The organism is Curvivirga aplysinae (assembly GCF_009711445.1).
GTDB classification, from domain to species: Bacteria; Pseudomonadota; Alphaproteobacteria; order UBA8366; family Aestuariispiraceae; genus Curvivirga; species Curvivirga aplysinae.
In genome coordinates this window covers 1-21,188 of sequence record NZ_SMMC01000181.1, presented here as the reverse complement: position 1 = coordinate 21,188, position 21,188 = coordinate 1, and the positions used below count along the sequence as shown (strand labels likewise).

At 42.8% G+C, this 21,188-nt stretch carries 22 protein-coding genes; 12 read left to right on the top strand and 10 right to left on the bottom strand.

The genetic code is table 11. The features are described from left to right. Nucleotides 1-32: 32 nt before the first annotated feature. Nucleotides 33-1,145, bottom strand: a complete 1,113-nt coding sequence (locus tag E1160_RS09595) for a hypothetical protein (protein WP_155154935.1) — start codon at nucleotides 1,143-1,145, stop codon at nucleotides 33-35. Between the two features lie 110 nt (nucleotides 1,146-1,255). Here E1160_RS09595 and E1160_RS09590 point away from each other — a divergent pair, with 110 nt between their 5' ends. The 9 genes from E1160_RS09590 to E1160_RS09550 are packed head-to-tail and all read left to right on the top strand — an operon-like array spanning nucleotide 1,256 to nucleotide 11,150. Next, nucleotides 1,256-2,797: a replicative DNA helicase gene (locus E1160_RS09590; protein WP_155154934.1), complete on the top strand. Its 1,542-nt coding sequence runs from the start codon at nucleotides 1,256-1,258 to the stop codon at nucleotides 2,795-2,797. A gap of 39 nt (nucleotides 2,798-2,836) precedes the next feature. Beyond that, nucleotides 2,837-3,949 carry an alanine racemase gene (gene alr, locus E1160_RS09585; protein ID WP_155154933.1) on the top strand — a complete coding sequence of 371 codons (1,113 nt, stop codon included), beginning with the start codon at nucleotides 2,837-2,839 and terminating at the stop codon, nucleotides 3,947-3,949. An 18-nt stretch (nucleotides 3,950-3,967) separates the two neighbouring features. Further along, nucleotides 3,968-4,771 (top strand): MlaE family ABC transporter permease, encoded by an 804-nt coding sequence (locus tag E1160_RS09580; protein WP_155154932.1) that lies wholly within the window; start codon nucleotides 3,968-3,970, stop codon nucleotides 4,769-4,771. Continuing rightward, a complete protein-coding gene (locus E1160_RS09575; RefSeq protein ID WP_235914095.1) occupies nucleotides 4,768-5,550 on the top strand; it encodes an ABC transporter ATP-binding protein in 783 nt (260 codons plus the stop codon). Before E1160_RS09580 ends, E1160_RS09575 begins: the two co-directional genes overlap by 4 nt. 22 nt (nucleotides 5,551-5,572) lie before the next feature. After that, nucleotides 5,573-6,949, top strand: a complete 1,377-nt coding sequence (gene radA / locus E1160_RS09570) for a DNA repair protein RadA (RefSeq protein ID WP_155154931.1) — start codon at nucleotides 5,573-5,575, stop codon at nucleotides 6,947-6,949. A 36-nt stretch (nucleotides 6,950-6,985) separates the two neighbouring features. After that, nucleotides 6,986-7,663 (top strand): CvpA family protein, encoded by a 678-nt coding sequence (locus E1160_RS09565; RefSeq protein WP_155154930.1) that lies wholly within the window; start codon nucleotides 6,986-6,988, stop codon nucleotides 7,661-7,663. A gap of 13 nt (nucleotides 7,664-7,676) precedes the next feature. Next, complete coding sequence (gene purF, locus E1160_RS09560) at nucleotides 7,677-9,131, top strand: amidophosphoribosyltransferase (protein ID WP_155154929.1); 1,455 nt, start codon at nucleotides 7,677-7,679, stop codon at nucleotides 9,129-9,131. Further along, nucleotides 9,128-9,847, top strand: coding sequence for an SDR family NAD(P)-dependent oxidoreductase (locus tag E1160_RS09555; RefSeq protein WP_155154928.1), 720 nt, complete (start codon nucleotides 9,128-9,130; stop codon nucleotides 9,845-9,847). The genes purF and E1160_RS09555 overlap by 4 nt, the downstream gene beginning before the upstream one ends. 4 nt (nucleotides 9,848-9,851) lie before the next feature. Next, nucleotides 9,852-11,150, top strand: a complete 1,299-nt coding sequence (locus E1160_RS09550) for an NAD(P)/FAD-dependent oxidoreductase (RefSeq protein WP_155154927.1) — start codon at nucleotides 9,852-9,854, stop codon at nucleotides 11,148-11,150. 46 nt (nucleotides 11,151-11,196) lie between these two features. Here the strand turns inward: E1160_RS09550 and E1160_RS09545 are convergent, their stop codons facing one another. From E1160_RS09545 to E1160_RS09525, 5 genes are all read right to left on the bottom strand, one after another. Then, nucleotides 11,197-11,847, bottom strand: a complete 651-nt coding sequence (locus E1160_RS09545) for a glutathione S-transferase family protein (RefSeq protein ID WP_155154926.1) — start codon at nucleotides 11,845-11,847, stop codon at nucleotides 11,197-11,199. A gap of 47 nt (nucleotides 11,848-11,894) precedes the next feature. After that, nucleotides 11,895-12,287: a hypothetical protein gene (locus E1160_RS09540; RefSeq protein WP_218048821.1), complete on the bottom strand. Its 393-nt coding sequence runs from the start codon at nucleotides 12,285-12,287 to the stop codon at nucleotides 11,895-11,897. Between the two features lie 13 nt (nucleotides 12,288-12,300). Then, entirely contained in the window at nucleotides 12,301-13,722 is a 1,422-nt protein-coding gene (der, locus tag E1160_RS09535) for a ribosome biogenesis GTPase Der (RefSeq protein WP_155154924.1), read from the bottom strand. Nucleotides 13,723-13,830: 108 nt separating this feature from the next. Then, the gene (locus E1160_RS09530) at nucleotides 13,831-15,168 is read right to left on the bottom strand and encodes a PQQ-like beta-propeller repeat protein (protein ID WP_155154923.1); all 1,338 of its coding nucleotides are present in this window, start codon (nucleotides 15,166-15,168) and stop codon (nucleotides 13,831-13,833) included. A gap of 35 nt (nucleotides 15,169-15,203) precedes the next feature. Next, nucleotides 15,204-15,848: a tetratricopeptide repeat protein gene (locus E1160_RS09525; RefSeq protein ID WP_218048820.1), complete on the bottom strand. Its 645-nt coding sequence runs from the start codon at nucleotides 15,846-15,848 to the stop codon at nucleotides 15,204-15,206. A 309-nt stretch (nucleotides 15,849-16,157) separates the two neighbouring features. Between E1160_RS09525 and E1160_RS09520 the strand changes: the two genes are divergently transcribed. The 3 genes from E1160_RS09520 (at nucleotide 16,158) to E1160_RS09510 (ending at nucleotide 17,704) form a co-directional block, all read left to right on the top strand. Next, a complete protein-coding gene (locus E1160_RS09520; RefSeq protein WP_155154921.1) occupies nucleotides 16,158-16,493 on the top strand; it encodes a hypothetical protein in 336 nt (111 codons plus the stop codon). A gap of 106 nt (nucleotides 16,494-16,599) precedes the next feature. Beyond that, the gene (locus tag E1160_RS09515; protein WP_155154920.1) at nucleotides 16,600-16,962 is read left to right on the top strand and encodes a DUF2794 domain-containing protein; all 363 of its coding nucleotides are present in this window, start codon (nucleotides 16,600-16,602) and stop codon (nucleotides 16,960-16,962) included. Between the two features lie 376 nt (nucleotides 16,963-17,338). After that, complete coding sequence (locus tag E1160_RS09510) at nucleotides 17,339-17,704, top strand: GcrA family cell cycle regulator (RefSeq protein ID WP_155154919.1); 366 nt, start codon at nucleotides 17,339-17,341, stop codon at nucleotides 17,702-17,704. 67 nt (nucleotides 17,705-17,771) lie between these two features. Here E1160_RS09510 and E1160_RS09505 read toward each other — a convergent pair whose 3' ends face one another. The 4 genes from E1160_RS09505 to E1160_RS09490 all read right to left on the bottom strand — a co-directional run bounded on the left by E1160_RS09505 (nucleotide 17,772) and on the right by E1160_RS09490 (nucleotide 21,150). Then, on the bottom strand, nucleotides 17,772-18,377 hold the full coding sequence (locus tag E1160_RS09505) for a CDP-alcohol phosphatidyltransferase family protein (RefSeq protein ID WP_155154918.1): 606 nt from the start codon (nucleotides 18,375-18,377) through the stop codon (nucleotides 17,772-17,774). Nucleotides 18,378-18,391: 14 nt separating this feature from the next. After that, nucleotides 18,392-19,231 carry a CDP-alcohol phosphatidyltransferase family protein gene (locus E1160_RS09500; RefSeq protein WP_155154917.1) on the bottom strand — a complete coding sequence of 280 codons (840 nt, stop codon included), beginning with the start codon at nucleotides 19,229-19,231 and terminating at the stop codon, nucleotides 18,392-18,394. Further along, the gene (locus E1160_RS09495; RefSeq protein WP_155154916.1) at nucleotides 19,231-19,935 is read right to left on the bottom strand and encodes a phosphatidylserine decarboxylase; all 705 of its coding nucleotides are present in this window, start codon (nucleotides 19,933-19,935) and stop codon (nucleotides 19,231-19,233) included. The genes E1160_RS09500 and E1160_RS09495 overlap by 1 nt, the downstream gene beginning before the upstream one ends. Before the next feature lie 210 nt (nucleotides 19,936-20,145). Continuing rightward, a complete protein-coding gene (locus E1160_RS09490) occupies nucleotides 20,146-21,150 on the bottom strand; it encodes a LysM peptidoglycan-binding domain-containing protein (protein WP_155154915.1) in 1,005 nt (334 codons plus the stop codon). Nucleotides 21,151-21,188: the final 38 nt, after the last annotated feature.

The following is a 21,188-nucleotide window of genomic DNA, read 5'->3' as shown; positions in this document are numbered from 1 at the left end:
GGCCTGAGGTTAATTTCTCAGGCCGTTTTCTTTTATGAATTCAATGTAAAGAAATCTTCAAATTTATAACCACTTACACGATCCAATAACTGGACTGGACCGCCTGATAATTTTGAATCAGCATATTGGTTTAAGCAGTTTATGGTTGCGCCGACAACAGGCCCCTCACCATCTTGCAATGAAGATAACGCAGCGGTCAGTTTAAACAGATATTGCATCGTATATTCGCTATTTTTCAGATAGATGAATGACGCATTATGCGACAGCCAAGGTACGATTGTTAAATCTTTGAAAAGAGTTAAATCCTTTTGATCTGCCTGTAAAAAAAGCTTATCAACATCAAATACTTCCGTAATTTTTCTATTCAGCAGCACAAGATCGCGTTGTTGACGTGCGAGTATCTCCCCACTACGCAGAAATAGAGAAACCTCCTCACGACCATTATCATCAGAAGAAAATGAAATCTGATGATCTGAAATATATTTTTGGAGTTTCTCCATATCATTTTGAGAAGCTTTAGAAATATGAAAATGTTTTGGGTAGCTTTCATCGAATAAAGAACAGAATTTTTGGATTTCCTCTTCAGCATTTTCCAAAGAAATAGATGTTGCAACAATCGGCGTTTGAGATGAAGTTGCTTTCGCTTGCGCTGTCAGCCAATTCATAGGCTTCATCTCACCAAATTGGCAGTTTTCTAATTCATCGAAAGTTTTAAAAAATCTCGAGAAATCACCCAAATTATTCAAATGAGGTAAACCTTCACCAAAGGCAGGATGTTCTTTTAGGGCCTCCTCAATAGCCAGAAAACCTTCACGGCCTTTCTCAATTTCACCAGAGTTAATCTGCATGGCAGAGGCAGCATAACGTATAATAAGCTGGTTACTGCTAAGCAGATCGGTTTTATCATAGGATAACAAAGCCGTATGAAGTTGTGGCACCATTGCCACTGTTTCACTGAATAGCATTTGGATCATCAGTTCCGCGCCATCTTGCAACATCATTTCGCGCTGATTAAACAAACTGATAAACGGGTCCCAAAGCTTGTTGGACAGAAAGATACCAGCAAGATTTAACCAATTTTCAGTCACTTGCGGCTCTTTTTCAATTTTATCCATTAATGCGTTAAGCTGTTCTTGCGGAGTCATATGACTTTCCTCACTAAGTTATCCCCGTTATCCCCGTTATCCACAGGCAGGTAAGAGATGACGAAGATGATAAGGCTTGTTAGAATGTCACCAATTAAAGGATAATCACAATGACAGACATTTCTGCCGCTGTTTCTGGGGACCAGGACAACATTTCAGCCAATCAAAAATCTGATGAGGCATCTAAACTGATTCGCCAACCACCTCGCAATGTGGAAGTGGAAGCAGCGCTTATTGGTGCATTATTGCGTAACAACCGTGCATTTGAAAAAGTCGGCGATATGTTGCGCGCAGAACATTTTTTTGCACCAGAACATCAGCTAATTTACGGACTGGCCAAACGTATGGTTGATGCAGGTCAAGAAGCACGCCCCACAACCTTACAACATCTCGTTGAGAGCGAACCAAGCCTTCAAGAAGTTGGCGGGGCAGATTATCTTTATGACTTAGCAGCCAACGTGGTTACCGTTATCAACGCCGCTGATTATGCCAAAACGATTTATGATCTTTTCTTGAAACGCGAATTAATTGGTTTAGGCGAAGATACCGTTAATGATGCCTATACCAATGATCTGGATGATACGGCAGAAACCCAGATCGAAAAGTTGGAAAGTCGCCTCTACAATCTGGCTGAATCTGGTGATATGGATCGTTCTGTTACAAAACTAGGCGATGCAACCATGGTTGCCCTGCAACATGTTGAAGAAGCCTATAAGCGTGATTCCCATATCGTCGGTGTTACAACCGGTTTCCGCGATATTGATAATATGATTGGTGGTTTACACCCGTCTGACTTATTAATTTTGGCGGGTCGTCCTGCGATGGGTAAAACAGCGCTTGCAACATCTATTGCCTTCAATGCAGCGAAAGCTTTCCGCGAATTTCAGGATGAACAAGGCAATACCATTCAAGAAGGCGGTAAAATGCTCTTCTTTAGTCTGGAGATGTCCGCCGAGCAGCTTGCAGGTCGTATTCTTTCAGGTGAAGCCAAAGTATCTGGCGATAAAATCCGTCGCGGTGAAATCACCGAAGAAGAGTTCCAACAAGTTGCAATGGCTGCACAGGAATTGGCAAATATTCCTTTGTTCATTGATGATACACCCGGCTTATCGATCACAGGTATGCGTCAACGTGCACGCCGTGTAAAACGCCAATTCGGCCTTGATGGTGTGGTGGTCGACTATTTACAGCTTCTTTCAGGTCCACCTGATAAGAAAAATGACAACCGCGTACAAGAGGTATCCGAAATTACCCGTGGTTTGAAAATGCTTGCTAAAGAACTGGAAATTCCAGTGATTGCTTTGTCCCAGCTTTCTCGTCAGGTGGAAAACCGCGAAGATAAACGTCCTCAGCTTGCCGACCTTCGTGAATCTGGTTCCATTGAGCAGGATGCGGATATGGTGAGCTTTGTATACCGTCCTGAATATTATCTGCAAAAAGAACATCCTGAACAACGCCCAGCGGAAGCACAGGATAAGTTCCTTGAACGCCTGCAAGGCCATGAACAACGTCTGGCTGAAGCTCGCAATGTAGCCGAATTCATTATTGCGAAACAGCGTCATGGTCCAATCGGAACAGTTGAACTTTTCTTCGACAACGATTATGCAAGATTTGGAGACCTTGATCGCCATCACGAAGGTGACGGTTTCTAGTTAAATCTTTATTATTCTTTATTCCCTTTGAGGTGCCTTATGGCTGCAAATACTTCTTATGCGCCAAGCCGTCTGACCATTGATTTAAATGCGATACAAGACAATTATAAAACCATCTGCGATTATGTATCTCCTTCCCGTTCGGGGGCAGTGGTAAAAGCGGACGGTTATGGCCTTGGAGAAGTTATTGTATCAAAAGCTTTATACAATGCTGGTTGCCGTGCATTTTTTACTGCGCATATCGACGAAGCTATTGCCGTAAAACAAGCTATCCCAGATGCTTCTGTAAGTGTAATGAATGGATTGTTAGCTGGTGAAGAGACTGTCTATAAAGAATATAACTTGGTCCCTACTCTCAACAGCTTAGATCAAGTGAAAATCTGGCAAAAATTCTGCCGAGAAAATGATAATCTACCACAAGCCAATCTCCAATTTGACACAGGCATGGCCCGTCTTGGATTGATGCCAAAAGAACTAGATGAATTATGTGAAGATTTATCACCGCTAGATGGCATTAACCTTCAATTTATTATGAGCCATATGGCTTGTGCGGATGAAACATCCCACCCTTTAAATCGTAAGCAACAACAAGAATTTACAAAGGGCATTGCACGACTACCAAAAGCTACTGCCATGCTAGCAGCATCCAGTGCGATTTTCCTTGGAAAAGATTGGCATTTTGACATGGTCCGTCCAGGCGTTGCCCTTTACGGTGGCCGTCCAAATGAAGATGCTCCCAATCCAATGAAACAAGTTATTAAGCTTGAAGGTAAAGTCGTTCAGGTGCGCGAAGTAAATGCGCCAGAAACTGTGGGGTACGCAGCGTCTTATGAAGCAAAAGATCGTCGATTAATTGCAACTGTTGCTGCAGGCTACGCAGATGGGTACATCCGTTCATTAAGTAATACAGCAACGGCCTATAAGAATGAGAAAGCGGTCCCACTTGTTGGTCGTGTGTCTATGGATGTCTTGACCTTTGACGTGACCCATTTGGAAAACACAGCGAATGAGGTAAAAACAGGTGATATGCTTGATCTTATCGGTCCGAATCATGACATTAATGATCTCGCAAAAGAGGCTGGGACAATTCCTTATGAAATTCTAACCAGTCTGGGCAAACGCTATGCACGTCATTATATTGGCGGTGAATAAGTTTTAAGGATAATGCATATGAGTTCAGAAGCTCTGACACAGAAAATAGCTTCCGTCTTTCAATCTGTCGGTGCGACTACCCTATCATTTTTTGAGATAACGGGTCGCCTTTTCCTGTTCATGATGAATAGCGTAAATCATATGCTACGCCCGCCTTATTATCCGCGTTTAATCTTACGTCAAATGATCGATATCGGTTTCTACTCCTTACCAGTTGTAGGCTTAACCACATTATTTGCTGGTATGGTTATGGCTTTACAAAGTTATTCGGGTTTCGCCCGCTTTGGTGCGGAAAGTGCTATTCCAAATGTGGTCGTCCTTTCTATCACCCGAGAGTTAGGTCCCGTTCTCGCAGGCTTAATGATTGCTGGTCGTATTGGAGCGGCGATGGCAGCAGAACTCGGTACCATGCGTGTGACAGAACAAATTGATGCCTTACAAACGTTATCCACGAACCCTTTTAAATACCTAATCGCACCACGCCTAATCGCGGGTATCACCATGTTACCTTTGCTTGTACTTGTAGGTGATATTATTGGGGTCTTAGGTGGCTATCTGGTTAGTGTACATACGCTTGGATTTAATGCAGCAACCTATATTCAAAACACTTGGAACTTTCTAAGTTTTATGGATGTTTTTTCAGGCCTTGTTAAAGCAGCAGCGTTTGGTTTCATCGTGGCTTTGATGGGATGTTATCACGGATATCAAAGTAAAGGGGGGGCCCAAGGGGTTGGTGCCGCAACCACAAATGCGGTGGTAACCGCTTCCATCCTTATCCTAGTTTCTGATTATTTACTGACAGTGGCGTTCTTCTCTCAATGACCGAAATAATGACACCTACATGTATTGAGATGAAAAATGTCCATAAGGCGTTTGGCAGCAAAGTCGTGTTGGATGGATTTGATCTCGAAATCAAAAAAGGTGAATCTGTCGTTATTATCGGCGGATCCGGATCTGGTAAGTCTGTTTCCCTAAAATCAATTCTTGGTCTGCTCACACCTGACTCCGGTGATATTACCATCGACGGTAAATCCGTTCTATCCATGTCGGGAAGCGCAAGAGAGAAACTAAATAATCGTGTTGGTATGCTATTCCAAAATGCCGCTCTATTCGATTCCTTAAATGTATGGGAAAATGTATCTTTTGCCCTTATGGAAGGTGAAAAGCTTCCACGTAAAAAAGCAAAAGAGATTGCCATAGAAAAACTATCTCTCGTTGGTCTCTCACCAGAAGTTGCCAATATGTCGCCTGCTGAACTTTCAGGCGGTATGCGTAAACGTGTCGGATTGGCCCGTGCGATTGCACATGAGCCAGATATTATTTTCTTTGATGAGCCAACAACAGGTCTTGATCCTATTATGGGACATGTGATTGATGACTTAATTACACATTGCGTAAAGACGCTTGGTGCCTCTGCCTTAACCATCACCCATGATATGGCATCAGCACGCCGCATCGCTGACCGAGTAACCATGTTATATCAAGGCAAAAATATTTGGACAGGCCCCGTGGACCAATTGGACGACTCAGGTAATCCTTATGTGCATCAGTTTATCAACGGATTAGCCGAGGGTCCGATTGAGTTGGATATATCCCGTTAATTGTTTTTGAAAGTTAACTCTTATGGCAAAAGCCCGCATTAGTTACGTCTGCCAGTCATGTGGGACGGTTTATACCCGTTGGGCAGGTCGTTGCGATAATTGTGGAGAATGGAATACAATTTCGGAAGAAGCTGCAGAAGTAGCTGCACCGCTTGGTAGCAAAGCATCCAAATCCAAATCCCAAGGTCGGAAAATTGAATTTGTAAGCCTCAAAGGGGCAGAGGAAAAAAAACCACGCTTGCGTACAGGTATTGCAGAATTTGACCGTGTAACGGGCGGTGGTTTAGTAAATGGATCGGCAACCTTGATTGGCGGTGATCCCGGGATCGGTAAATCTACCCTACTTCTTCAAGTCATGGCAGCCCTCGCAAAACAAGTCCCATGTGCTTATATTTCTGGTGAGGAAGCAATTGATCAAGTCCGATTGCGTGCAGATAGACTTGGCGTTTCTGATGCACCTGTGCAATTAGCCTCAGCAACAAATTTACGTGATATAACAGCAACTCTTGAAGACCCGAATGGTCCAAAAGTTGCTGTTATTGACTCAATTCAAACCATGTTTATTGATGCATTGGAAACCGCCCCCGGTACTGTCGGGCAGGTACGTGCTTGTGCACAAGAATTGATCCGTGTCGCAAAAAAACATGATGTATCTATCCTGATCGTTGGACATGTGACGAAAGAAGGTGCAATTGCTGGCCCCCGTGTCTTGGAACATATGGTTGATACAGTCCTTTATTTTGAAGGCGAACGTGGTCACCAATTCCGCATCTTGCGCGGCGTAAAAAACCGTTTCGGTGCGACCGATGAAATCGGTGTCTTTGACATGACCGAACAAGGTTTAATGGAAGTTCCAAATCCATCTGAGCTTTTCCTTGCGGATCGACAAGACGGTATTGCGGGTGCTGTTGTGTTTGCAGGGATGGAAGGCTCTCGCCCAATGTTAGTGGAAATTCAAGCACTTGTAGCGCCGTCTCCCCTTGCGACACCAAGACGTGCCGTGGTCGGTTGGGATAACAATCGTATGGCAATGGTCTTGGCTGTATTGGAAGCGCGTGCAGGTTTCTCGTTATCTGGTAATGACATATATCTAAATGTCGCTGGCGGTTTACGCATTCAGGAACCCGCCGCGGATTTGGCAGTTGCGACCGCTCTTGTTTCCTCCCTCACCCAAATTCCTGTACCGTCAGATATGGTGGTTTTCGGAGAAATCGGTTTAAGCGGTGAAGTGCGATCTGTTGCACAAATGGATACAAGATTAAAAGAAGCGGAAAAACTTGGCTTTGCTTCTGCCCTAAGTCCAAAACGTCGAAAACAAAATAAGGCGAAAAAAGGGAAAATCAATGTCACGGAATTGCCAGATTTGCATGGTTTAAATACTCTATTCGCTGAAGATTAATGTAAGCTGTAAAACAGCAAAGGAATAAAGAACCCCATGTTGGAAAACCTACCCATCACTGTTTTAGATATTATTGCGCTTGTAATAATTCTGGTTTCTGCCGTTTTTGCAGCGGCTCGTGGCTTTGTACATGAAGTTCTTTTCATCGGCGCAATCATCGGCGCGGTACTTGTAACAATGTATGGATATGAGCCAGCTCTGCCCTTTGCAGAACAGTTAACAGATATTGTTATTCTGCAGAAATTTGGGACAGTCCTCGTCTTGTTCCTACTTTCACTCGTTGTTTTCTGGATGGGAAGCCATTCGATATCAAAGAATGTCAAAGATAGCGCGCTTGGGCCATTAGATCGTGCACTAGGCGTTTTATTTGGCATTGCCCGTGGTGTGCTAATTCTTTGTATTATTTATGTGGCAACAACTTTTATTATCGAAGAAAAAAATATGCCTGACGTAGCAACACAGAGTCGCGGTTACCCTTACGTTGTTAAAACCACCGATTCTATCGTTTCTTTTCTACCAGACTATATTCAAGAAAGATACGAAAACGCCACCGATCGCAGTTTAAACGCCATCGAAGACACAAGACAGCTAATTGAGTTAAAAGAACGCTTGAATAATCCGGCGCCTTCCGGCACAAACCAACCACAGGATCAATCCGGTTACAGTCAGGATGACCGTAACCAGCTGGACGAACTAATACGCGACAGCGAATAAGAGGGTATCACCAATGCTGACAACCAACCCTTTCGACGATGACAAGCTAAAAGAAGAATGTGCCGTTTTCGGCATTTGGGGCACCAAAGATGCGGCTGCCCATACTGCGCTTGGCCTTCATGCACAACAACATCGCGGCCAGGAAGCCTGCGGCATTGTATGTAACAATGGAGATGAATTTAACGCCCACCGTGCCCTAGGACAGGTGGGCGATGTTTTTGGTGACCATCGTGTTATGGAACGCCTTGAAGGGAAAGCCGCAATTGGCCATACCCGTTATTCCACAACAGGTGAACCAAACTTACGCAATGTACAACCCGTTTATGCGGATTTTGCCTTTGGCGGCTTGGCACTTGCTCATAACGGTAACTTGACCAATGCAATCTCGTTAAGAAACGAACTGGTTCAAACAGGCTCTATCTTTCAATCGACAACAGATACCGAAGTTCTTATTCACCTGATTGCGACCAGTAAAGGTAAAGTAAGAGATCGTTTGATTACAGCACTTCGATTAATCGAAGGTGCTTATTCAGTTGTTTTACTAACTCGTAAAAAACTGATCGGTGTGCGTGACCCACGTGGTGTACGCCCATTGGTATTAGGTAAACTGGGTGATGCCTATATGTTTGCATCTGAAACAGTGGCTTTGGATATTATCGGCGCTGAATTTATTCGTGAAGTTGAGCCCGGTGAAATGATCACTGTAGATGAAAACGGTCTAACATCCGAATTCCCGTTAGACAAAACAGACAGTCGTTTCTGTATTTTTGAATATGTTTATTTCTCTCGTCCTGACAGCATCATTGAAGGCCGTTCTGTGTATGACGCACGTAAACATATTGGTAAAGAATTAGCGATGGAATTCCCGGTGGAAGCTGATGTGGTGATTCCAATTCCTGATAGTGGTGTGCCATCCGCACTTGGTTATGCCGAGGAATCCGGTATTCCTTTTGAATTAGGTATCATCCGCAATCATTACATCGGTCGTACCTTTATTGAGCCTACAGATGAAATCCGCCATTTAGGTGTAAAATTAAAACATAACGCCAATCGTGGACATATCGAAGGCAAACGCGTTGTCTTGGTTGACGATTCCATCGTACGCGGCACAACATCGCGTAAGATTGTAGAAATGGTACGTGATGCGGGTGCAAAAGAAGTTCATATGCGCATTTCTTCGCCACCAACATCACATTCTTGTTTCTATGGTGTTGATACACCGGAACGTAAAAGCTTGCTTGCATCTTCTAACACAATTGAACAGATGCGTGAGTTGATTGGTGCAGATAGCCTTGCCTTCGTCACAATGGACGGTATGTACCGTGCCATGGGTGAAGATAGTCGTAATAATGAAGCGCCTCAATATTGTGATGCTTGTTTCTCCGGCGACTATCCTATCGCTTTGGTGGATAAAGAAAATAAAGGTACTGGTCAACAACTCACCAATTTAAGAGAACAAAGACGATGAGTTCAAACTCTCTTGAAGGTCGTCTTGCGCTAGTTACTGGTGCAAGTCGTGGCATTGGTTATGAAGTCTCCAAACGTTTAGCGAGCGAAGGCGCACATGTCATCGCCTTAGCTCGCACCTTGGGTGGCTTGGAAGAGTTGGACGATGAAATCAAGGCCGCTGGCGGTCAATGTACGATTGCCCAAATGGATTTAGGTGATCACGATCGTATTGATGCACTTGGTGCGTCCTTATATGAACGTTTTGGAAAACTGGATATTCTGGTCGGAAATGCAGGTATGTTGGGTGAATTAACCCCTGTTGGGCATATTTCACCAAAAGTTTGGGATCGTGTTATCTCTATCAATCTGACAGCCAACTATCGTTTGATACGTTCATTAGGCCCGCTTCTTCAACAAAGTGATGCTGGACGCGCGATCTTTGTGTCGTCAGCCGCGGTTGAGGAACAAAACCCATTTTGGGCACTTTACACAGCTTCTAAAGCGGGCTTGGAGGCTATGGTTATGGCCTATGCCAAAGAAATGTCCAAATCTAATATTAAAGCTAATATTATTCACCCGGGTCGAGTATGGACGGCCATGCAAGCAAAAGCATATCCAGGCATAAAGCCGGACGATCTGCCAAAACCATCTGAAATAACGGATATCTTCGTCAAACTGGCTTCAACAGATTTAGAAGTCACTGGTGAAATATTTCAAGCCACCTTAACGGAATAGAAAGATGCACGCTTCTTCCAATTTTAAAACAACACCTTACTGGTGGGAAGAAGCGCCCCTTTCCGACATAAATCCAAACGGTAAAGATTTACCAAAAGAAAGCGAATTTGTTATTGTTGGCGGTGGATTCACAGGCCTTTCCGCAGCCCTCACACTCGCACGTGCGGGGGAACAAGTTACCATCCTTGAAGCTCAACGTTTTGGTGAAGGCGCTAGCTCCAGAAATGGTGGAATTTGCAGCGGCAACTTGAAACCAAGCTTAGAAACTTTAGTAAATATCTATGGAATGGACTTTGCCAAGAAAATTTATGAAGAGGGTGTTCTAGCTCGTAAGTTTCTTGCTGATCTGATTGAAGAAGAAGATATTGATTGCGACTTCAAAATGGTTGGCCGGTTTTCTGGCGCAAACCATCCAAGCCATTATGATAAACTGGCGAGAGAGAGCGATTATTTAAACGAGAAAATTAACCTTGGATCTTATATGGTCTCCAAGCAAGATCAGCATGATGAAATAGGATCAGATCTGTATTTTGGTGGCGCTGTTCGAGAAGATATCGGTGGTCTTCATCCCGCGAAATTCCATAAAGGTTTGTTAGATCGTGTAAAAGAAGCAGAAGTCTCTCTTCATAGTCAAATAAAGGTTAATGAGATCGTTCAAAACACCTCCGGTTGTTTAGTAAAAACATCTTACGGGGATATCAAAGCATCAAAAGTCATTGTCGGAACCAATGGATATAGCAATCTCAGTTCTATGAACTGGATGGCAAGAAGAATAATTCCCATTCGAAGCCAAATTATTGCAACAGAGGAAATGGCTGAACATGTCATTGATAAGCTCTTTCCCAAACGTCGTATGCATGGCACAACATTAAATCTATATAATTATTTCCGTCCAGCACCGAATGGTAAAGGGATTATCTTTGGTGGAAGATCAGGTGCAGATCGTGACGACCCTGTTCGATCAGGCCAACATTTATACAAGCAACTAATTGATATTTTTCCGGAAATCGATGGTGTCAAAATTAGCCATACCTGGTCCGGCTATACAGGTTATACTTTTGATCATATGCCCCATATTAAACAACAGAGAGATATTGTTTATGCAGGTGGATATTGTGGTTCAGGTGTTGTTTGGGCACCTTGGGTAGGAACAAAAACTGCCTTGATGTTACTAGGCTCATCAGAGAGTAAAACCACTTTCTCAAAATCTGACTTTGAAACGCGTCCTTTATATAAAGGCACCCCTTGGTTCGTCCCACCGATTATCTGGTGGTATGCGATAAAAGATAAGTTTGGTTGGTAGAACTATCTTATATTCCCAAGGATAGTGACTTGAACACCATATATAACTAACTAGAAAAAATATCTTTGAGGAACCTAGTCAAGATTGGCTTATAATGTGTTAATTCCTCTATGATCGGATCATAACTTTTGATGCTTAGATAATATTTTGAGACATTTTCAGGATATACAATATTCATGTTGAGATAGTTATTTAACTCCTCAATCCATGAAAATGTAATAGCAAATCCACAATCAGCAAAAGTGATGTGATCAGGCCTATAAGGCTCATATATAGCTAACATTTCGTTTAACTGCTTTAATAGCTGATCAATTTCATCGCTCACATCTAGAATAAAATCACGATGGATACTATGCCCGTCAAAAATTTTAAACAATTGTCTCAATTTAGGTTCAAGGCGTGAATCATTAAAACGCGATAATTCCCTAATCTTTGCATTTGTTTGTATATTTTTAGACAAACAAGATGGATTTGGATTTTTTTCTTCTAAATACTCGGCTATGGCTTCGCTATCGGAAATAAAAAAATCTCCGTCAATCATCGCCGGTAGATTTCCACTTGGAATAATGGTTTTATATTCCGCTGAGCCATATCCTCCCAGCGGCAAAATTTCTTTCCATTCAAGCTGCTTATACCGCAATAAAATTCGAGTTTTTGCACAATATAAACTTTCAGGGATCATATAGAATTCATACATCTTATCTCCCCTCACTAATTATGCTAACTCTCTATCAATCATACTAATTATTGTATGCGGCGTAAGGTCCATTTGCCTTTACAGCGCTTACTTTGCCATTCGCCAGCAGCATCTTTACCTTCAAATTTTCCCGTCATAACGGCATCACGCGCAATGGTGCCCAGATCAAATTCTCCATATTGAACATCACCATTTTCGTCAATTCCACCTGTGATCTTAGTTTTATATTTGATCGTACGTGTCTTACCAGTCATATACCCGTCTTCAACCTTCACAATAAAGTTCTCCCGACGCATACAAGTCTCATCACCGATATTAAGCGTAATAAGCCCACTCCATACACCATCATATGTTGTCCCAGCACCACCAGTCGTACTACACGCAGCGAGGCCAGTTACAAGAGAGAGTAGGCAAATCTTTTTAAAACCAGTCACTTTCATTGATAAAACCTTTTTATTTTGGAGCATAAGGGTTTTTACCCTTACGCGTATAAAAACGAAGTGGAACGCCAGGAAGATCGAAATCCTCTCTCAACCCATTAATAAGATAACGGGTATAAGAATCTGGCAGATCCTCTGGAATAGAAACAAAAGCTGCAAAGGTCGGCGGGCGTGTCTTTGCCTGTGTCATATAGCGTAACTTGATACGACGCCCTTTTGATAATGGAGGCGGATGACGTTCAGTCATATCAAACAACCATTCATTCAAACGTGAAGTCGGAACACGCCTATTCCATGTCTCATAAATATCAAAGACTGCTTTCAGCATCTTTGGTAAATTACGCCCTTCTTTCGCAGAAACAGTTACAATAGGAATACCACGTACCTGTGGCATCGAGAATTGCACACGATCCATTAATTTATCTAACGCTTCTTGCTTGTCTTTAACCGCATCCCATTTATTGGCCACGATAATCAAAGCACGCCCTTCTTCGATGACTTGACGTGCAATTGTAAGGTCTTGTTTTTCAAGCATATCATCGGCATCTAAGACCAAAGCAACAACTTGAGCAAAACGAATGGCACGACGTGTATCAGCAGCCGATAATTTTTCCACTTTATCTGTAATACGACCTCGACGACGAAGTCCCGCCGTATCAATCAACTTAATTGGACGTCCTTGCCATTCCCAATCGAGCGCAATTGAATCGCGTGTAATGCCAGCCTCTGGGCCCGTTAATAAACGATCTTCGCCTAGTAAACGATTTACTAAAGTAGATTTACCGACATTGGGACGACCAACAATAGCCAACTGAATAGGTTTTTCAGGATCATCAAGAACGAGTTCTTCTTCAATATCCTTTCCTTCATCGTCGGTTAAGGTAATTGAAGATGCCGCCTCTATTAACTCTGCTTCAACAGGTGTATATTCTTCACCATGCGCCTCAGCATAAGGAAGAAGGGCTTCATAAAGGTCAGACACCCCTTCCCCATGTTCAGCCGAAAATGGAACAGGCTCACCTAAGCCGAGACCATAAGATTCCATCAGACCTGGTTGACCAGCCTTACCCTCACACTTATTTGCAACCAAAATCACGGGGGTAGAATGTTTCCGTAGAAAGCCCGCGAAATGTTCGTCTAGAGGTACTAAGCCAGCTCTAGCATCAACTAAAAGTAAGGCAACATCGGCTTCCCCCAAAGCCTGCTCCGTTTGACGACGCATACGACCTTCCAAGCTATCGTCAAATGCCTCTTCTAAACCTGCAGTATCAATAACGCGAAAACGTAAATCAATTAATCTTGCATCGCCTTCACGACGATCACGGGTCACGCCTGGCTGATCATCAACAATCGCCAGTTTCTTCCCTACAAGTCTGTTAAACAAAGTGGATTTCCCAACATTTGGTCGTCCAACAATGGCAACTGTGAAACTCATTTCTTTTTCCTTTTCAGGTCTCAACGAACTATAGCCCGGGATAGTTTACCGGGCTAGCTCATTTCACATTCCTGACTCAAAATTACAGTATATCTGTAATTGTTATTTCTATCGATAAGCGTGGAGCACACCATCTTCAGTTTGAATATATACCGCCCCGTCGGCCACGACAGGAGGTACCCGAACAGGACCGCTCACCTCAATTTTACCAAGAAATTCACCAGAATATGGTGAAATTGTATATACTTCGCCCAGATTATTAGCCAAGATCAAACGATCACCGGCTAAAACAGGGCCAACCCAGTTAATAGGATCTTCCAAATCTTCTTCATCTTCCCAAATCGGAAGACTTTGTAGCCATAAAACGCGACCACCACGACGTGTCATAGCAACCAAATGACCATCATTTGCCAGGACAAACAAATAATCACCTGCAATCCAAGGTGTATTGATACCACCAACACGACGATCCCAAATACGCCCACCGCTGCGCATATCCAACGCGACCATACGGCCTGACTGACTTACCGCATATCCAACACCACGATCGATAACGGGTGCACCACGTACATCTGCCAATGAAGAAAGTGCATCAGAACGACGCAGAGATGTTAAACTATCACTCCACAAAGATCGGCCATTGGATACTCGAATAGCAAATACTTCACCTGAGGTATATGGCACCAAGGCAACATCTTTATAAATTGCCGCACTTGCACCACCAATCATTCCAGCAACTTCAGAGAAACCGGCATGAGACCACTTTTTTTCACCCGTTGCGGGATCCACTGCCAAAGTTTGGTTATCTATACTAATTGCAATTACAGCATCTTCATTCACAGCAGGAGCAGAGCGTGCTGGCCCTGATAAATCCACACGCCAATATTCAGTACCGTCTTTTGCACCTAATGAAATCAGAGAAGCAAATCCAGTAGTCAAAAATAGACGACCGCGTGAATATGCTAAGCCACCACCGAATGCTTCTTCATCTTCTTCAGGAATTTCAACATCAACTTCCCAAAGTCTATCACCTGTTTCTGCATCAAATGCACTAACCATGTAATCAATATCGACGACATATACGACGCCATCAACAATCACAGGTGTGGAAAGTAAACGCGCTTCATCATCACCACCATCACCGAAATCTCTTGACCACGCTTCTTCAATACCACCAACGTCAAGGTGATGCATCGCATGGTCGGAATAGCCACCTAACTGGGGCCAATCGCGGTTTTTATATGGTTTTGGCAGTTTTACTTTTAAATCAGCTAAACGTGGATCAGGTTCCAGATCAGAGTCGATAAGGAGAACAGACAACCTTTCTCCAGGTAATGGCGGCGCTTCATCGTCACCAATCCAACTCTCACAAGCAGATAATGCCGTCATTGCAGTTAGCGCCACAACAAATTTTGTAGCTGTTCCAGTTTTTTTTATCAAACTCATGAGTTTTTGACCTTATACCGCTATCTAGCCTTAGATTAACCTTCTACCACTTTCAGTAACTCGCCAGCACGAAGACGCGCAGACTGAGGTGCATCAGCATCATCGGTGATTCGTGTTAAATAATCAGCAGCCAGTGTCTTATCACCCTTTTTCATTGCCAAAACTGCTGCTAACTCACGTGCAGTAAAACGCCATGGTTTTATATCTGTTGTTTGCGGGTCAACCATTTCGAGTAATTGAGACGCATCCCCGGTATCGACCTGATGCATTACGGACATAACTACAGCCAAGTCACGATATAAACTTTCTACAGCACTATCCAAAGCCAACGCATCATAAATCACAATAGCGCCTTCAACATCGCCAGATTTCGATTTGAGAGCGGCTTGCTGTAAACGTGATAACGCAGCGTAACTTGCATTACCATCTTGCACTAGTTGCGCTAAAGCGCCATCAGCTTGCTCATAATTCTCAGCACGCCCCATTTGCACCGCTTGATCAAAACGATTAGCTAAATCTTCATTCACGCTTGCATCATATGCTTGCCAACCTTTGTAGCCCGCGGTTCCAACAACTATGAGCACCGCTAATGCAATAACGTAATTACCATATTTTTTCCAAAGCTCTTCCGCTTTATCCTTGCGTAGGTCTTCTTCTACTTCATCAAAAATATCGGACACGATATCAATTCCTTTGGTTTTATCATTCAACCTTATTGTGCATAAAGGCTATTCACAGCCAACAAGCATATCATCGGCACACATATAGTAAGTGCGACAATTTTTTGAAGATACTTACATCGCCCGACACAGCATAAAGGTCAAGACTTGTTGCTCGTCTTTTTCATGGTTTCATGTGTTTCCTAAGAAATTATTTCAATTTGAAACTGGTACCCTACCAATACTTGGCCTACTAATTGCATTAACGCTCAGTAACTCTTAGCGTATTTGGCAACTATTGCCGCTTGGTAATCTAAATAGGAATATAAAATGCAGAAAGCACAACACACTATTTCAAAGATATCCGCAGTAATTCTTTCATTAGCTCTTGGAGCATGTACTGGTGTAGAACCTGCAATGGTTTTTCTAGCAACCACCTCGGGGGTTGTGATGGATGATAAATTACCTACTGATTACATTGCCGAAGCTTATACCGGAGAAGATTGTTCCTATATCCGCCAATTAGACGATGGCGGCCCGTTATGTCGTTCTGCAGATTATGGTAAAGTAGTTGAGCAGCCTCTTTACTGCTACAACACACTTGGTACAGTAAATTGTTACACACGACCGGATCCATATGGAAATGGACAGACACCAGTTCAATAAAGTGAGATTTTAAATCCTATTTGGTTTTAAACCAATCATACGTTAAACTTGAAAGCGATTACATCAACGGTAATCGCTTTTGTCGTTTAGGAGCCAAGTGACATCTATGAGCAACTTAATTGATCTGTCCAAAAAATTTCCAGAAACCAAACGCACCTTTTCAGGTCAATCTAAACGCAATCCTAAGCAGATATTTTTTACACAAGAAGAATTTCGTAAAATCCTTGCGACTTATTCTGATCATGTCGCCAAAGGCGAATGGAAAGATTATGCGATTGATTGCAACAGCGACAAAGCCTGCTTCTCAATATTTAGACATAGTTACGAAAACCCGATCTTTCAGATAAGCAAACGCAAAAATAGTAAATATTGGGAATACGCATTAAACACGCAACATAGAACAATCAAAAGAAGTCGTGAATTATCTACTATTCTCAATCTGTTAAAAGACCCTCTTAAGCTTGTTTAAGACCTCACCCGAATCAAAAAACCTTATCCACAGAAGAATCCCAGCTTTTCTCTATCGCGACTCGGAATAGCATTTTTCGCTAAATTCGTTCTATCCACAGGCAAAAACCTACTACACCTAGTAGGAAACCGCAGTTTTCTGCGATTCAAAATCGAATCAAAAATCGCTTGAAAAAGTCAATTAATCACGTATATTGTGAACAGAATTCAGAAACACACAACATATAGATACGCGCCCAATTTTAGGCACAATCCCTATATCTTGTGTATCTGTATTCAATAACACTTGTAATAGATTTAATGTCAATTCACTTGATTAGACACTTCCAACAGGAAGTAACGGGGTACAGTCAGGTCAGTATGACAGGGGTTAAAAAATGGCTACCGAATGGACAGAAGATCGCGTGGAAACACTCAAAGGCCTATGGCAAAAAGGGTATTCCGCACGTCAAATTGCAGAACAGCTGGGTGGTGTTACACGTAATGCCGTGATTGGTAAAGCACACCGTATGGGTCTTTCCTCTCGCCCATCTCCAATTAAGAAGACAGTAAAGGCACCACCGCCTGCACCTAATCCTCTTAATCATGTAAAAGAGCGCAGCTGCCAATGGCCTATTGGTCATCCCGGTAGTGATGACTTCCATTTCTGCGGCGAGAATGCAGAACCGGGTCGTCCTTACTGCACAGAGCATTGCGCAATTGCATATCGTCGCGTTTCTGCTTCTGGTGAGAATGCTGCTTAATCAAATTAAGTTTGATACTGCAAAAGAAACAGGCCCTGCTTTATAGCAGGGCTTTTCTTTTTCTATATCAATTAAACGCATTCTTGGCAGCTAAAATTCGAATAGATGTTGTCAGCCAACATAGCATACCAAATATTAAGGCAAGCCAATAAAACTGTTCCGGCCATAAACAAAAGACGAAAAACGCCACGATTGTTTCTGTGCCTTCCGTTAATCCGCCAAGATAATAAAAGCTTTTTCGCCCGCGAATATCTGTCGTGACCTTATGTTTTTCTGCCATAATTGCATATGCCAAAAAACTACTCCCCGTCCCCATAAATGAGAAAATGAGAAATGCACCCGCAACTCCATTAATGGTCTGATCATAAGCTACAAATGCAAATGGGATAGAACTATAAAAGAGAAAATCCAATACGATATCCAGATAGCCACCAAAATCAGTAGGCCCTCTTAATCGAGCAACAGCACCATCTAAACCATCAAAAATTCTATTTACGGCAATAAGTAAAAGACCAAGTACAAAGCTTCCATGCGCAATAGCAATCGCCGCCCCCATTCCAATAAAAAAACCAACCCATGTAATTGCATTCGCAGATAGGTTGGTTTTAACAATTTGTCTGGCAGCTAAATTAAGAGGCTTATCAATAACTGGGCGCAGTAACGCATCAAACATAAGCCATTCACCTTTTAAGATTTATTTGATGGGGTATCCCCCTCTTCAGCTTCACTAGAGGTTTCTTCTCCATCTTCATGAAGACTTTCAGCTTCCGCCTTTAACTTCGCAAAACGTTGCACAGAAAATGGGATCGTAAATAAATATGCAATCAAGACAATAGACATTGTTACCCATGGACGCCCCACAAGCATCGCAATTGCTAACCCGACAAGTGCCAGACCAGGCAAAACCATGGCACTTGGAATCTTCATTTTCTTAAACGAGAATGTCGGCAAGCTGCTAACCGCTAACAAAGCAACAAAGATGATCCACGGCGCCACCATTTCTGCAACAAAGAAATCATGCAAAGATGGATCAACTAAGGTAAGAACCAACGGCAACATACATAAGCCGGCCGCTGCAGGTGCAGGCACACCTTGGAAGTAATTATAAGCATATGGAGGCTGTGTACCCAACACACTATTAAAACGCGCGAGACGAAGCCCCATACAAATTGAGAAGAATAGAGCACAGGCCCATCCAATCCCTCCCAAATCGCCTAATGACCAAAAATACATGATCATGCCCGGTGCAACACCGAAAGATACAAAATCAGATAATGAATCTAATTCTGCGCCAAAATCACTGGACGCATTTAACAATCGTGCCATACGGCCATCTAAGGTATCAAGAATAGCCGCAATCAAAATTGCACCCGCGGCAAATTCCCATCGTCCTTCAAGCGCAAAACGAATACCACTTAACCCTGCAACTGTCGCAGAAACAGTTATCGCATTAGGGATAATTTTATTAATCGTTAGGCCGGAAAGACGTGGACTTTGACGGCGGCTACGCTTCTTTTTGCCGATCATTATCTTACCTCACCTACACGCGGACCTTCTTTACCACGTTGTCCACTACCAAGATCAGCAAGAACCGTCTCACCAGCGACAGTTAACTGGCCCTTGCATACAAGCGGTGTTGTACCTTTTGGAAGATAAATATCAACACGGCTTCCAAACCGGATCAGGCCGAAGCGCTCACCTGCTTTCAACTCATCACCTAATTCAGCCTCACAAATAATGCGTCGTGCGACGAGACCTGCAATTTGTACAAATGCCACTTCTTTTTCACGCGGAGTTTCCATCAAATATGACATGCGTTCATTTTCTTCAGCAGCTTTATCAAGATCAGCACTTAAAAATTTGCCGGGATGGTAATGAAGTTTTTTTATAACACCATCAACAGGCGCACGATTTACATGGACATTAAACACATTCATGAAAACACTGATACATGTTAATGGTTTATCACCCATTTCCAATTCTGGTGGTGGTGGAATATCGACAATACGATTCACAACACCATCCGCTGGACTGATCACCAATCCAGAACGTGTTGGTGTTACGCGGTCAGGATCGCGGAAAAAATAAGTACACCAAAGCGTTAATACCAAACCAACCCAAAACAGAGGTTGCCAAAGCAAACCTAGCACGATGCTAACTACAGCAAACAAGGTAATGAAAGGCCAACCTTCCCGATTAATGGGAACAATCACCGCTTTAAGCGCGTCCATATTACTAACTCTCCAAAAGTTATCTTCTGCAAGATCAAAGAGACTTGAATATATATTCAAGTCTTTCAATTTCTTCACGTTCTTTTACAGGATCAATACTGTAATAAACAAGTTCAATATAAGCTTTTTGCTAAGTTATCCAAGACTTCATAGATATAAATGATCGTTCTATGCCAAAAATAACTTATTAATCACACCGGAACCTTAATTTTAATTTCCAGAAGACGGAATTTGAAACACCTGTCCTGGGTAAATCAAATCAGGATCACGAATCTGCTCAGCATTCGCTTCATAAATTTCAGTATAACTAAATCCATTACCTAATGTACGTCGCGCAATACGCCATAAACTATTGCCAGGTTGTACGATGATAAAGTTCCCAGCAGATAAATCAGTAATCGGCTCCGCGCGGTTGAACGGAATTTCCAGACGACTCACGACCTTATTTCCGATCAGTTGATCTAATCGCAGGGCATAAATTCCCGGATCAATTTGCTTTTCGGGCTGCAAAGACCAAGAGGTATTTTCTGCTACATCCGTATTTGCCAACACCTCATTGTCCAAATAGGCACGAATTTGCGCCCCAGCGACACCACGTCCGGCAATTGTTACGTTACCTGATTCATCATAATCAATACTATCAAGTATTAATCCGCCTGCTTTTGCAGCGACTCCCCCTTCTTCTACTGGTTTCTGCAAAATTTTAGAGGTCCCACCATCTTTAGGTACCAGAACAGCCAGAGGTTTTTCTGTTTCCACCCCACGTTCAGGTACAGAGAGTATCACCATATTTGAAGATTCTGTCGTCGTGCCATCATTCATTTCTGCACGCAATGACAATTCTCTGCTTCCGGACTCTAATGGTTTCTCTGGAAGGAAAACCCATTCGCCCGCTTCATCAGCAATCACACGCCCAAGTTCAGTATCACCATCCATGATGATAACAGTTGCGCCAGCTGGTGCACGACCAGCAATCACTGTATCACCTTCCTTTGAAATGCGTACTACATCGAAATCCAACGCAGGAATCTCGCCAGGGTTTAAATTTGTTGATTTTGAAATCTCTTCAGTGACTTTGTTTTCGGGAACGTCTACTGATTGCTCTTCAACCACTGCAGTATCATCTGGTACTTCTGCATTGAACCATATATTCAGACTAAGTGCTGCTAAAATAAGCACAACACCTGCAATTCCTATAATTATTGTACGGCTCAATGCACTACCCCAAAAACCAGATAAATAAATTTAACAAT